This window comes from Streptomyces soli, from assembly GCF_003999195.1.
GTDB classification, from domain to species: domain Bacteria; phylum Actinomycetota; class Actinomycetes; order Streptomycetales; family Streptomycetaceae; genus Actinacidiphila; species Actinacidiphila soli.
The window spans coordinates 1-13,459 of the sequence record NZ_RJVR01000311.1 but is presented as its reverse complement, the minus strand read 5'-3'; the positions used below and the strand labels follow the sequence as shown (position 1 = coordinate 13,459).

Annotated in this window: 11 protein-coding genes and 2 pseudogenes; 7 read left to right on the top strand and 6 right to left on the bottom strand. The window is 69.6% G+C overall.

Annotated features, from left to right (window positions below; all coding sequences use genetic code 11):
- Window positions 1-10: 10 nt before the first annotated feature.
- A pseudogene (locus EFK10_RS51255) lies at window positions 11-163 on the bottom strand (NADPH:quinone oxidoreductase family protein); the annotation flags it as partial.
- A 30-nt stretch (window positions 164-193) separates the two neighbouring features.
- Here EFK10_RS51255 and EFK10_RS35620 point away from each other — a divergent pair.
- The 4 genes from EFK10_RS35620 (at window position 194) to EFK10_RS35605 (ending at window position 4,676) form a co-directional block, all read left to right on the top strand.
- Window positions 194-1,060 (top strand): MFS transporter, encoded by an 867-nt coding sequence (locus tag EFK10_RS35620; RefSeq protein WP_127359783.1) that lies wholly within the window; start codon window positions 194-196, stop codon window positions 1,058-1,060.
- Entirely contained in the window at window positions 1,027-1,770 is a 744-nt protein-coding gene (locus tag EFK10_RS35615) for an MFS transporter (RefSeq protein ID WP_164836284.1), read from the top strand. Before EFK10_RS35620 ends, EFK10_RS35615 begins: the two co-directional genes overlap by 34 nt.
- Window positions 1,771-2,055: 285 nt before the next feature.
- Window positions 2,056-2,436 (top strand): hypothetical protein, encoded by a 381-nt coding sequence (locus EFK10_RS35610; protein WP_127359781.1) that lies wholly within the window; start codon window positions 2,056-2,058, stop codon window positions 2,434-2,436.
- Between the two features lie 461 nt (window positions 2,437-2,897).
- A complete protein-coding gene (locus tag EFK10_RS35605; protein ID WP_240677671.1) occupies window positions 2,898-4,676 on the top strand; it encodes a pyridoxal phosphate-dependent aminotransferase in 1,779 nt (592 codons plus the stop codon).
- Between the two features lie 96 nt (window positions 4,677-4,772).
- Here the strand turns inward: EFK10_RS35605 and tnpA are convergent.
- A pseudogene (gene tnpA, locus EFK10_RS35600) lies at window positions 4,773-5,230 on the bottom strand (IS200/IS605 family transposase).
- Window positions 5,231-5,254: 24 nt separating this feature from the next.
- Here tnpA and EFK10_RS35595 point away from each other — a divergent pair.
- Entirely contained in the window at window positions 5,255-6,535 is a 1,281-nt protein-coding gene (locus EFK10_RS35595; protein WP_127359780.1) for an RNA-guided endonuclease InsQ/TnpB family protein, read from the top strand.
- Window positions 6,536-6,629: 94 nt separating this feature from the next.
- A complete protein-coding gene (locus tag EFK10_RS52890; RefSeq protein WP_322973448.1) occupies window positions 6,630-6,914 on the top strand; it encodes a VOC family protein in 285 nt (94 codons plus the stop codon).
- On the opposite strand, the gene EFK10_RS35585 is transcribed toward EFK10_RS52890, so the two are convergent.
- Window positions 6,915-7,709 (bottom strand): EI24 domain-containing protein, encoded by a 795-nt coding sequence (locus EFK10_RS35585; RefSeq protein WP_127359779.1) that lies wholly within the window; start codon window positions 7,707-7,709, stop codon window positions 6,915-6,917. It lies immediately after the preceding gene.
- 524 nt (window positions 7,710-8,233) lie between these two features.
- Complete coding sequence (locus tag EFK10_RS35580) at window positions 8,234-10,690, bottom strand: glycoside hydrolase family 3 protein (protein ID WP_127359778.1); 2,457 nt, start codon at window positions 10,688-10,690, stop codon at window positions 8,234-8,236.
- A gap of 360 nt (window positions 10,691-11,050) precedes the next feature.
- Here EFK10_RS35580 and EFK10_RS35575 point away from each other — a divergent pair, with 360 nt between their 5' ends.
- Complete coding sequence (locus EFK10_RS35575) at window positions 11,051-11,662, top strand: TetR/AcrR family transcriptional regulator (protein WP_127359777.1); 612 nt, start codon at window positions 11,051-11,053, stop codon at window positions 11,660-11,662.
- A gap of 78 nt (window positions 11,663-11,740) precedes the next feature.
- Here the strand turns inward: EFK10_RS35575 and EFK10_RS35570 are convergent, their stop codons facing one another.
- On the bottom strand, window positions 11,741-12,742 hold the full coding sequence (locus tag EFK10_RS35570; RefSeq protein ID WP_127359776.1) for an NADP-dependent oxidoreductase: 1,002 nt from the start codon (window positions 12,740-12,742) through the stop codon (window positions 11,741-11,743).
- 180 nt (window positions 12,743-12,922) lie between these two features.
- On the bottom strand, window positions 12,923-13,459 hold a 537-nt coding region (locus EFK10_RS48035), incomplete at its 5' end, for a hypothetical protein (protein WP_164836283.1).

Sequence of the window (13,459 nt, the reverse complement as noted above, 5' to 3'; positions counted from 1 at the left end):
GACCTTGCCCACCGACGCCGAACTCACGGGCGAGCTGGAGCGCGAGCGAACCCACCCCGCCCGCAGCCGCGTTGACGACCACCGACTCGCCCTCGCGCAGCCGGGCCGACGTCCGCAGCAGGTGCCGGGCGGTGAGCCGCTGGATGAGGACGGCCAACGCCTCGCCTTCGCTGACGACAGCGTCGTCCTGTCGATGGTCGCCCATGGCATGGGCATGGCCGTCGTCCCACGCCTCACAGCGGCCGACGCCCCACCCCAGGTCGCCGCGGACCTGACCGGCAGCGAGCCGCCACCGACCCGCACGGTCGGCTACGTGACCACGGCGGGGCTGGCCCGGAGCACCGCCGTACGGGATCTCGTAGGGGAGTTGAGGGCCCTCCGACCTGCTGCGACGGCCCGCGAAACCCGCCCGCGACAGCGGACAGAAGCTGACCGCAAGGCCCTCGCGATGGCGATCGCGCTGCTGACCGGTGGGCGGCTGGGCGACATGTTCGGCCGCAAGCGGGTGCTGCTGGCCGGGATCGCGGGCTTCACGCTGACCTCGTTGGCCTGCGCGACGGCGGTGTCGCCGGAGATGCTGATCGTGGCGCGGCTGCTGCAGGGCGCGTCCGGCGCGGTGATGATCCCGCAGGGCTTCGGGCTGACCAAGGATCTCTTCCCCGGGGAGGAGATCAAGAAGGCCTGGGGCATCTTCGGGCCGCTGATGGGGCTTTCGGCGGTGCTCGGGCCGATCGTGGCGGGGCTGCTGATCAGTGCGGACGTCTTCGGCACCGGCTGGCGCATGATCTTCGGTATCAATCTGCCGATCGGGATCTTCGCCTTCGTCATGGGCCGCCGCTACCTCCCCGACGTCGCACCCTCCGCCCGCACGACCCGACTCGACCTGCCGGGCGTGCTGTTGGCGGCCGTCGGTGCCTTCCTGCTGGTCTTCCCGCTGGTGCAGGGGCGTGAACTGGGCTGGCCGCTGTGGGTCAAGGCGATGCTCGCGCCTCGCTACCGGTCCTGGCCGGCTTCGCCCGTTACCAGGTGCTGCGCAAGCGCTCGGGGCGTACACCGCTGATCGAGCCGAGCGTCTTCACCAAGCGGGCGTACGTCTCCGGGGTGGTCTTCGCCATCGCCTTCGCCGCCGCGATGGGCGGCACGATCCTCACCCTCGGCCTCTTCCTGCAGGTCGGCCTGGGCTACTCGGCGCTGCACTCCAGCCTCACCACCGCGCCCTGGGCGCTGGGCGCGCTCTTCGGCTCGGCCTTCGGCGGGATGCGGATGCAGCAGCTCGGCCGCCGCGTCCTGCACCTCGGCCTGCTGCTGATGGGCGGCGGCATGCTCGCCCTGTACGGGGTCTTCCAGTGGGCCGGCGCGGGGATCACGCAGTGGGACTTCACCGCGCCGCTGCTGGTCGGCGGCGCCGGGATGGGCATGATCTTCGTACCGCTCTTCGACATCATCCTCAGCGGTGTCGACGGCCACGAGATGGGCTCCGCCTCCGGCGCCCTCCAGGCCGGCCCTGCAGCAGCTCGGCTTCACCCTGGGCATCGCCATCCTCGGCACCCTCTTCTTCGGCACCCTCTTCTTCGGCATCCTCGGCGACGCGGCGCCCGGCACGGCCACCCATGTCGCCGCCGCCCTCGATGGGGCGAGGATCACCGCCTTGTGCACGGTCGGGATGATCGCGGCGGCCTTCCTGATCAACTTCTGGCTCCCCAATGCGGCCCGCCCGTAGGGGAATTCAGCCTCGGCCGAGGCGGCGGAGCGGAACCCGCTGTCGCGTGACGGCGGGCCGCTAGTATCCGGAATGCCGGCGGGAGGCTGAGAGAAAATCATGAGGATTTTATCCAGGCCTCCCGCCCGCTCCGGCCTGTCCGAATTGGACCGGGAGATTCTCGCCCTCCCTCACCGCAGATGAGGCGCCTCTGAGAAATTCAAATGATCCACTGAGAATTCCAAGGAAGACCGTCTTGATATCTCGCCGTCAAAACCTTCGCGCATTTACGGAGCCCCTGCCGACTCCTAATATGTGAACGTCCTTGAATCCTTCCCCATCCAAGGGAGCTCACAATGCGTTCCGTTTCACTCAAAGCCGCTGCCATAGCCGCCGTCGCCGCCTCCACGCTCGTGGCGGGTGCCGCGTCAGCGTCGGCCACCCCCCGCAGCGCCACGCACGTCACCGAGACCTCGAAGAAGGGCCAGAGCGTCTCGGCCCAGCTGACCCACTCCAAGCGCGGCGATCTGGCCGTGACCGTCGACGCCACCGGCACCAGCACCGCCAAGCACACCTGGACCCTCTATGTGGACGGCAAGAAGTTCTCCGCCAAGTCCTACACGGACAAGGACAAGTCGAAGACCTGGATCATCGACAACCTCCCCACCGGCGATGTGAAGGTCGTCGCCCCGGCCTCCAAGAGCCAGGTCACCAAGGTCACGCTGGACGCGAAGTAAGAGCCCTGACCCCGGGCGGCCCGGTGAACATTCCCCCCTCACCGGCCCGCCCGGTCCAACGGCCGCAACGGTCCAACAGGCCCAGGGCGTTGTTTCCTACCGCTGGGTGTAGATGAAGCCGATCTTGTCGACCTCGTCGCCTGCCCTGCCATGGAAACGGCGCGGTGTGGGTCACACAGTCCGAGGTCGTCGCGCCCACCGGCGAGCCGCCGTCCGGCGCCCCCACCGACACACCCAGCGCGAGCGCGTCCGCATCGGACTCCGCCTCCGCCTCCGCGTAAAGATGGAATAAGGAGGAGATCTAGAGGCGGGACTGTAGCCGGTCCGTGCTTCCCCTGTCTCCCAAACGCAACTTAGGCCCCACGTGTGGGTGACCATGGTGCACCCTCTTTCGAGGGCGGGGGAAGCAACGGGTCGTGTGTTCACAGCAGCACGGCCCACGTGACCGAGGAGGTCCCGCCGTGACTGTCGCAGTCGGCAACGCCGTTGGTGCCGCGAGTGCTCTGGAGCTCTTCCGCTCCAGCGCCGCGCACACCCCGTCCTGCTTCGCGCTCGGCCGCGCGGGCGGCGGCAACAGCGACATCGTGGACTTCTGCATCCCCTGCAACCCGTACTTCCCCACCCCGGAGATGTTCGACCGCCTCACGGGCATGCTCCGCGACATCCTCACGTACTACCCGAGCAGCGCGGAGACCGTCATCGCCGAGCTCAGCAGCACGCTCGGGCTCAATCCGCAGACGGTGGCGATGGGCAACGGTTCCACCGAACTCATCACCTGGATCGACCACCTGCTGGTCCGCGACAGCCTGGCAGTCCCGATCCCCACCTTCGGCCGCTGGACGGACCAGCCCATGGAAACCGGCAAGCGGGTTGACATGTTCCTGTTGCCGGAGGCCGGGGGCTTCGCCCTGGACCCGGCCGCCTTCGTCTCCTTCATACGGGCCCGGGGCTCACGTACGGCCGTGATCTGCAACCCCAACAACCCCGACGGCGGCTACCTCCCCCGGCACGCTGTCATCGGCATGCTCGACGCCCTCTCCGACCTGGACCTCGTGATCGTTGACGAGTCCTTCATGGACTTCGTCGACACCGAGGCCAACCCCAGCGTCGCCGACGAGGCCGCCCTGCGCCCCAACGTCGTCGTCCTGCGAAGCCTCGGCAAGAACTTCGGCCTCCACGGCATCCGCTTCGGCTACATGGTCGCCAACCCCGCCATCGCCGGGAAGGTCCGCAGAGCGCTCCCCAAGTGGAACCTCAACTCCTTCGCCGAAGTCGTCGTCTTCATGATCAAGGAGTATCGCCAGGAGTACGCCCAGAGCCTGCGCATGCTCAGCCGCGACCGCCAGGAGATGACCTGGCAGCTCGCTGCCCTCCCGGGCATGACCGTCTTCCCCTCTCAGGGCAACTTCGTCTTCGTCAAGCTGCCCGACGGCGTCGAAGGCGGCATCCTGCGCGACCGCCTGCTGGCCGAACACGGCGTCCTCGTCCGCGAATGCGGCAACAAACTGGGCAGCAGCAGCCGCTTCATGCGGCTGGTCGTCCGCTCCCAGCCCGACGTCCAGCGCCTCCTCACCGGCCTCAGCACCGTCATCTACGGCAGCACCTGGTACGCCGCCCCGCCCGCCGCCGCGGCCGCACCGCCACCGCCGGTCGGCCCCCAGTACCACGCCCAGGTCGTCGGCCAGGAGTCCCCGGCCTACCCAGCCGCCCCGCCTGCCCCCGAGCCTCCCGCCCTGTACGCCGCCCAGCCGGCCCAACCGGAGCCCGCCGCCCCCCTCTACGCACCCCAGCCCGCGCAGGAACAGCCCGCCGCGCCCATCTACATCGCCCAGCCGGCGCAGCAGCAGCCCCAGGTCCAGTACGCCCAGCCATACGCCGCCCAGCAGCAGCCCGCCCCCGAGGAACTGCAGCAGCAACAACAGCTGCAACCACCCCAGTACCAGCCCGAGCCGCAGCAACAGCGCCAGCAGCAGCCGCAGTTCCAGGCCCCACCGGAGCAGCCGCAGTACCAGCCCCAGGCCCAAGCCCAGCCGCAGCAGCCCCAATCCCCGCCCCAGGCGTACCCGGCCCAGGCGGCGTACATGACCCAGGGCATGGAGCAGCCGCCCCGGGCGCAGCCCGCCACCCAGCCCGTCCAGGAGACCGCCGTCTTCTATCCCGACCAGGCCGCCGACGTGCCCCCGGCCTTCTTCCCAGCCCAGCGCACCACCAGCGGCGTCAAGCCCGCCCTCTACCTCTGATCTTGGCCAGTGCTCCGCCCTTCAGGGCGGGGGTGAAGGCCATCCTTGGCCCGGAGGCGCGAAGCGCCGGAGTGCTCTGCGTCTTCGGGGTGACGGTCAGACGGGACGCGGCTGGTTTTCGATGTACTGCTTGACGACGGTCAGGGGTGCCCCGCCGCATGATCCTGCGAAGTAGGAGCCGGACCAGAAGTGTCCGCCCCACAGGTACCGGCGGACGTGGCTGTCGTACTCTCCCCCAGCCTTCGGCCGGGAGGTGCCCCCAGGCGGAGCCTGCGGGAGCTGACGCCCTTGAGGGAGTTGACCAGCTTGGAGAGCTGGACCTTGGGCGGGTAGTGCACGAGCAGGTGGACGTGGTCCTGTTCGCCGTTGAACTGTTTCAGCTCGGCCTCGAAGTCGGCGCAGACCTCTCGCATGATCTCTTCGGTGCGGGTCAGCATGGCGTCGGTGAACGCCTTCCGCCGGTACTTCGTGACAAAAACCAAGTGAACATGCAGGTTGCAGACGACGTGACGTCCGGTGCGTACGTCGGGATCAGGATTCCAGCGCGGTGACATAAACCAATTGTTATGCTCTCGGTTGTGAGTCAAGACACCCTGGTCAAGCGGCAGTTCGGGCACCGTGCCCGGCTTTCGCTGTCTCCTGCCGGGGTTCGCACGGCGGATGATCAGGCGCACGCGGCCCGCACGATGTGGAATCTTCTCCACGCGTGGTGGCGGATGATGCCGAAGCACATGCGGACTCATCCGAACGCGGACGCCGCGATCCGGCAAGCCCGCCAGGACATCGACTTCCTGGCCGTCCTCCCCGCCCAGGCCGCGCAAGCGGTACTCAAGACGTACTTCCAGGCATGGAAGAACTGCTGGGAGGGCCGCGCCGACGCCCCGAACTTCAAGGGCCGGTTCCGCACGGTGATGTCCGTGGACATCCCGCAGGGCCGCGACCTGAACATCACCCGCGTGCACCGACGCTGGGGCATGGTCAACATTCCCAAGGTGGGCCGGGTCCGCTTCCGGTGGACCAAAGACCTTCCGGTCGGCAAGCGTGCAGGCGCGGAGAACCGGATCACCGGGGCACGACTGATCAAGGACTCGCTCGGCTGGCACATCGCATTCCGCGTCCAGAGCCTGGAGCCCGCGCCGCAGCCGCACACCGGCCCTGAGGTCGGCATCGACGTCGGCGTCACCGTTCCCATCGCCCTCTCGGACGGCGAAACGTACGAGCACGGCGAATGGCTGACCGGCAAGGAGAAGGCCAGGCTTTGGCACCTGGAGCAGCGCGCCGCGCAGCGTAAGCAGCACCGCAAGCCCGGCGAGCGCACCAGCCGCCGTCTGCACCGCACCTACGACCAGATCGCAGGACTCCGCGCGAAAGCCAAGCGCCGGGCCTTGGACTGGCAGCACAAGACCACCACCGACATCGCCTGCACGTACAGCGTCGTGGTGGTGGAAGCACTCACCATCACGAACATGGTCAAGTCGGCCAGGGGAACCATCGAGGAGCCGGGGAAGAACGTTGCCCAGAAGTCCGGGCTGAACCGCTCCATCAGCGGGGAGGCATGGGGCCGGACGGTCACCATGCTGACGTACAAGACCGCCCAGCTCGGCGGCGCCCTGCACAAGGTCCCCGCCCCCGGCACCTCCAGGCGCTGCTCAGCGTGCGGCTTCACCACGCCCGGCAACCGGGAGAGCCAGGCCGTGTTCGTGTGCAAGAACCCCGACTGCGGCTGGTCGGGCAATGCCGACCACAACGCAGCCCGGAACGTCTTGCACCTGTACCGGATGGGCCCCGCGCTCATCCCGGCTGCCGGGAGGGCAGTCGTCAGGCGCGCGAAGCGCGTCAAGCCCGCTGCTGCAAGGTAAGCAGGAATCTCCCGGCTTCAGCCGGGAGAGCACTTCAATGGCAGGACGCATAGGCCGCATACGCTGAACCGGCACCCTCACGCCTGGAAGCGGCGTGGCCCGGGCTCCTCGGTTCTCGCTCACGTCGGTGGTCCTGGACGGCCCGGACGCCCATGCCCTCGCGGACTTCTACCGACGGCTGCTGTCCTGGGAGGTGGCGGCCACCGACGAGACCGCCACGACGAAGGTCTCGCCGTACCCGACCAGCACCGCCACCCGCACCACCCTCAGCCAGGACTCGATCTACGGCGGCGGCAGCGCCCAGGACGGACTGCCGACCCTCAGCGGCTCGGCCACCGTCGGCTACACCGGCACGCTCACCCTGGGCGTCGACGCCTGATCAGTCCTTACGCAGGCTGGGTGGCCCCGGAGCCGGTTCTGGCTCCGGGGCCACCTGCGGTTCCGGCAGCAGGTCCCGTACGAGAAGCGTGGCGCCCGCGACCGCCCCCGGCATCGCGAAGACGGCCACCAGCGGCACCAGGAAGAGCAGCACCAGCGGTACGCCGAAGCCCAGCGTCAGCATCAGCCGCCCGCGCAGCAGCCGCAGCCGCTCCCGCAGCGGCACGGCCCGGCGCTGGAAGGCGACCGCCGTCAGCTCCAGGGCGAGGAAGAAGCCCGAGACGCAGAAGCCGACGACGGGGACGACGGTCTGGCCGACGAACGGGATGAAGCCCAGGGCGAAGAGGACGATGCCGAAGGCGGCGACGCGCAGCAGTACGCGGACGCTGTCGCGCGCGGAGAGCCACAGCTCGCGCCACCACGGCAGTTCGGGGACGTCCGGGGCCCTGCCCTCCGTCTCGTCGACGCGCTCGGCGAGGGACTCGTAGAAGGGCTGGCCGACCAGCAGGGTCACGGCGGTGAAGGAGATCACCGCGATCAGCAGCCCGCCGCCGAAGACCACGGCGGTGAGCAGGCCGCGGAAGAGGCCCTGCCAGGGTGAGCTCCAGCCGTCGGCGAAGGGCGTGGCCCAGATGGTGGCGTCGTCGGCCCAGAAGGCGAGGGCGACCAGAGCCGCCGCGTAGCCGACGAGGGTGATCAGGGCGGGCAGCAGTCCGAAGCCGAACCACCGGCCGTGCCGGAGGACCCAGCGCTGGCCGCCCGCCAGGTGTCGTATGCCTGCCGCAAGATCTCGCATGGGCGGAAGCGTAGCGGCCGGGCGAGCGGCGGCCCGTCGAGCCGGCAGGACTGGTCGCACCCGCAGGACGGCCGCAGCGGCAGCCGCAGGGCGTCGCATTGGCACCCAAAGGGAATCCAAAGGCCTCTGACATTTCTGTGAGTTGCGCCACGGAGGGGCAATCGAAGCCCCTCGCAAGGGTCTTGACGCGGCTAAGCAGCGGTTTGCTTTCCCCTTCAGGTCTTGTTGTCGCGCACACATCAAACCAAGGTCATCACGGCTGACAATGCCGCACCCGCACCCGCACCGCCCCTGCCCCACCCCAACTCCAGGAGGCAGTCAGGCAGTCAGGCAGTCAGGCAGTCAGGCAGTCAGGCAGGCAACGACGTTGGGAGGTCCGGGGTCGGAGGGGTGGGGGTTCTGGACGCTCCGCATATTTGTGTGCGGCGTGCCGGGCAAGGCAACGGACGGCCCGTCACGCACGTAAATATGTCGGTCCAGGACCCCCAGCCCCGCAGGCCCCGGACCGGCGGAACCCCGGGGTGTCAGATGGTCAGCGGAACGCCGACGCGCCGGTCGGCGACGCTGCGCCCGGCCTCGACGGCGTACGTACCCAGGACGGTGGCCCAGGCGGAGGCGGCCTCGTCCCAGACCTGGAAGGCGCGCTCGGGGAGGACGACCTCCGCCTCGACGGTCTCGCCGGGCGCGGCCTGGACGGAGGCGAAACCGGCGAGCCAGCGGGCCGGCCGCTCCACCGCTTCAGCAGACGCACCCGCCGGCGCGACGTAGATCTGGACGACCTCACGACCGGCCCGCGCCCCCGCGTTGCGCACCCGCACCCGCACCGTGGTCCCGGTGAGCTCGATGGACTCGTAGGCCCAGTCCGTGTACCCGAGCCCATGCCCGAAGGCGTACGCAGGAACGACACCGGCCCGCTCCCACGCGCGGTAGCCGATGAAGACGCCCTCGTCGTACGACAGCTCACCCTTCGTCGGGACGACCTCACTCACCGGCACGTCCTCGAACCGCACCGGCCACGTACTGGGCAGCCGTCCCCCGGGCTCCTCCTCCCCCAGCAGCACATCCGCCAGCGCCGCACCCGCCTCCTGCCCGGCGAACCAGCTGAGCAGCACCGCCGCCACCTCCTCCCGCCACGGAAGCTCCACCGGCGAGCCGGAGTTGACGATCACCACCGTCCGCGGGTTGACCGCGGCGACCGCCGCGACCAGCTCGTCCTGACGGCCCGGCAGCCGCAGGTCCTTGCGGTCGAACCCCTCGGACTCGACCCGCTCGGTGGTGGCGACCACGACGATCGCGGTGTCCGCGGCGCGCGCGGCCTCCACGGCCTCGGCGATCAGCTCGTCCCCGTCCCGCGGCGGATTGCCGTGGACGAGGGAGAAGGCGACGGCGCGGATCGGCATGTCCTCGATCTTGAAGACGACGTAGTGAAGCGACACCTCGACCGTCTTTCCGGCTTCGAGCGTGACCTCACCCCGGTCCAGCGGGGCACCGAAGAACGCCTCGAAAGGATCCGTCTCAGGGCCGAGTTCCTGGACGCCGTCAAAGACGACTTGACCATCGACAACGAGCTTGAACCCACCCAGCCCCCGGGTCCCGAAGTGGTGGGCGCCGGACTCGCGCGGGGTGAAGGTGCCGCTGATCTCGACGCTGTACAGCGCTTCGTACGTCACACCAGCCGGCAGGTCGTTGCCCATCCACTGCACCTGGCCGCCCGGCAGGCTCGACGTGCCGAGGACCTGGCCGTCGGCGTCCCGGCAGACGGCCCGCAGCTCGAAGCCCTGCCCGGCCGTGCCGAGTTCCTCGCTGGGGTCGGCGCCGACGGCGTACGTCAGCGCGCCCTCGGGCAGCGCCGCGGTGAGGCCGTCGAGCGGCGACACGACGTGATCGGGGAAGACCTGCGCGGAGCCGCCGCCGAGCACACGGGCGTCGCGCGCGGCCGCGCCGATGAGGGCGACCTTGCGGGTCCGGGCGGCGTCCAGCGGCAGAGCCGCGTCCTCGTTGCGTACGAGGACGAAGGAGCGGCGGGCGATCTCCCGGGCGAGGGCGTCGCCGTCGATGCCCGCGGGGCGGTCGGCCTCGGCGACGGCGGCAGGGGCGCTGTCGAGGATCCCGACCCTCGCCGCCAGCCGCAGCACATTCCGCACGGCGTCGTCGACGACCGCCTCCTCGACCAGCCCGTCCCGTACGGCCGCGGCGAGCGCCTCGCCATAGACGGTCATCGGGCCCGGCATGGCGACGTCGAGCCCACCCACGATGGCACCGACGGTGTCCCGCGCGGCCATCCAGTCGGAGACGATGTAGCCGTCGAAGCCCCATTCGCCGCGCAGGACCTCGTTCTGGAGGTAGCGGTGCTCGGTCATGGTGTAGCCGTTGACCGAGTTGTAGGCGGCCATGATGCCCCAGGGGTGGGCGTTCTTGACGATGGCCTCGAAGGGGGCGAGGTAGAGCTCGCGCAGAGCCCGCGCGCCGACGACATTGTCGACCGTGAAGCGGTCGGTCTCGGCGTCGTTGGCGACGAAGTGCTTGACGGTGGTGCCGACTCCGCCGTCCTGGACGCCGGCGACATATCCGCCGCCGATCTCGCCGGTGAGATACGGGTCCTCGGAGTACGCCTCGAAGTGCCGTCCGCCCAGCGGCGACCGGTGCAGGTTGACGGTCGGCGCGAGCAGGACGTGGACCCCCTTGCGGCGGGCCTCCTGGGCGAGCAGGTGGCCGGCCCGGCGGGCCAGCTCGGGGTCCCAGGTGGCGGCGAGGGCGGTGGGGCTGGGCAGCGCAACCGAGGGGTCGTCCGCCGTCCAGCGCACACCGCGCACGCCGATCGGACCGTCCGACATCACCAGCGAGCCCAGTCCGATCTCGGGCACCGCGGGCAGCGACCACATGTCCTGCCCGGCCAGCAGTCCTGCCTTGGTGTCGAGGTCGAGCTTGCCGAGCGCGGCCTCTACGGCGTTCGCGCGCTCGATGTCAGGACTGGTGGTCATGGAGCCAACTCCCTATATGAGGGTGGGCGAAAGCAGGGCCGAGCGGAGAAACGCCCGTGTTAGAGGCCGCGCGAATAGGTGGGGCGGCGTCGCGTGCCGATGAGCGGCGCCTGGCGGCGTTGTCGTCGGTCGATGACGTCCCCCAGCCTGGCGGCTGGGAGGTGCCCCCACCGCGTCGCCTCCCTCCTCCGCCTTGCCAGACTTGCCCCTCGCCCCGCTCCTTCACCCGCCCCACCTATTCGCGCGGCCTCTTACTTGGTGGACATCCTGAACCGGGCGACCTATTGATCGGTAGGGGTTGTTATAATTTCGTTATAATTAAATCTCCGCAGCCCGAACGCGCAAGCTAGGCTCACGAACGTGACAGCACACGACAGCGGCCGCAGACTCGGGCGCGCGACGCGCAACGAGGACCGCAAGGCGGAGATCATCCAGGCCGCCCTGGAGGTCATCGCCGAGCGCGGCTACCGGGGGGCCTCCCTCGCGGCGGTCGCCGAACGCGTGGGCCTCACCCAGCAGGGTCTGCTGCACTACTTCCCCACCAAGGAAGCGCTGCTCATCGCCGTGCTGGAGATCCGGGACCAGTGGGACATGGCCTCCGCTGCCCTGGCCGGCAGTGCCTGGCCGATGGAGATGATGGCCAGCCTCGTCGAGTACAACGCCACCCGCCCCGGCATCGTCCAGGTCTTCACCGTCCTCGCCGGCGACAGCGTCACCGAGGACCACCCAGCCCGCGAGTACTTCAAGGACCGCTACCGCTGGGTCCGCCACAACGCGGTCGAGTCCCTCCGCAACGAATACGGCGACGAACTCCCCGGCGGCCTCACCCCCGAGCAGGCCGCGCCCCTGCTGATCGCTATCATGGACGGCCTCCAGGTCCAGTGGCTGCACGACCCGGAAGCGGTGGACATGCCGGCGTCCTTCCGCGACTTCGTCAAGCTGCTGACGCCGGATGACCTGCCGAAGACGTAACAAGGCGTAACAAGGCGTAAAAGGAGGTAAGGACCGCCCTCTTGGGAGGGCGGTCCTTACCTCTTGGTCAGACGGACGTCAAAGCTTGACGATCATCTTGCCGGTGTTCTCGCCACGCAGCAGGCCGAAGAAGGCCTCCAGGTTGTTCTCGATGCCCTCGACCACCGTCTCGCGGTAGTGCAGCTTGCCCTCGGCGAGCCAGCCGCCGACCTCCTGGACGAACTGCGGCTGGAGGTCGTAGTGGTCGCCGACCAGGAAGCCCTCGATGCGCAGCCGGTTCTGGAGGACCTTGGCCATGTTGCGCGGGCCGCAGCTGGGCTCGGTGTCGTTGTACTGGGCGATCAGGCCGCAGATGGCGATGCGGCCGCGCATGTTGAGCGCGCCGATGGCCGCTTCGAGGTGCTCGCCGCCGACATTGTCGAAGTAGACGTCGATGCCGTCGGGCGCGGCCGCCGCGAGCTGCTCGGCGACGGGGCCGTTCTTGTAGTTGAAGGCCGCGTCGAAGCCGTACTCCTCGACGAGCAGCTTGACCTTCTCGTCGGAGCCCGCGCTGCCGATGACCCGCGACGCGCCCTCGAGCTTGGCGATCTGGCCCACCTGACTGCCCACCGCGCCGGCCGCGCCGGAGACGAAGACCGCGTCGCCCTCCTTGAAGGCCGCGACCCGCAGCAGACCCGCGTACGCCGTCAGGCCGGTCATGCCGAGTACGCCGAGGTACGTGCTGAGCGGCGCCACCGACGGGTCGACCTTGACCGCGGACTTCGCGTTGACGAGGGCGTACTCGCGCCACCCGTCGAAGTGCAGCACATGGTCGCCGGGCGCGAAGCCCTCCGCGTTCGAGGCGACGATCTCGCCGACCGCGCCGCCCTGCATGGGCCGGTCCAGCTCGAACGGCGCCGCGTAGGACTTGCCGGCATTCATCCGGCCGCGCATGTACGGGTCAACGGAGACGTACTCGTTGCGCACCAGGAGCTGACCCGGGCCGGGCTCGCCGACCTCGGTCTCGCGCAGGGCGAAGTCCTCCGGCTTGGGCCACCCGTGGGGGCGGGAGACCAGGTGCCATTCACGGCTCTTCGGCATGAGGGGATGACGCCTTTCGAAAGGTTGAGGTTCTTAACAAACGGTGCCCTTGATGTTTCATGATGTCAAATAAATCGGAACCCACCGGTGCATGCCCCGGGATCGCGCGTCGAGCGCGGACGATGGAGCGGCCCTGCGGGACCTATCGATGGGGACGCCCCCCAGCTGAGGGGACACCCCTCAGCCGCACCACCACAGCACACGCTTGCACGTCGCCGAGGGCGACGGGGACTCCGTGGTGGGCGACGGATCCGCCGAAGTGGGGTCGGACGTGGCAGAGGGGCCGGACGTGGCGGAGGAGGTCGTCGCGGGGGCGGTGGTGATGTCGCCGGAGGCGGTGGCCGTGCCGGTGGCGGACGCGGAGGCGCTGGCAGATGCCTTGGCCTTCTTCTTGGCACTGGCGGAGGCGGAGGCCGACACGTCGGACAGGGGATCGGCCGACGTCTTGCTGCCCGCGCTGCCGGAGGCCCCCGGCGAAGCGCTGGCGCTGTCCTTGCCCTTGGCGGCACCGGTGTCCGCCGAGGAGTTCGTGCCGGTGGCACCGCTGACGTAGCTGACGATGGGCAGTTCGGTGACGCTCACGCCGACGAGGAGCGCGATCCCGGCGCCGACCACCGAGCCGACGACCAGCCGCGACCTGCTGCGCCCCCGCGCCCGGCGGGAACCGCGCGACGGTCTGCCGCCGCCGCGCTGCTCGGCACGGCGCCGTGCGGCGCG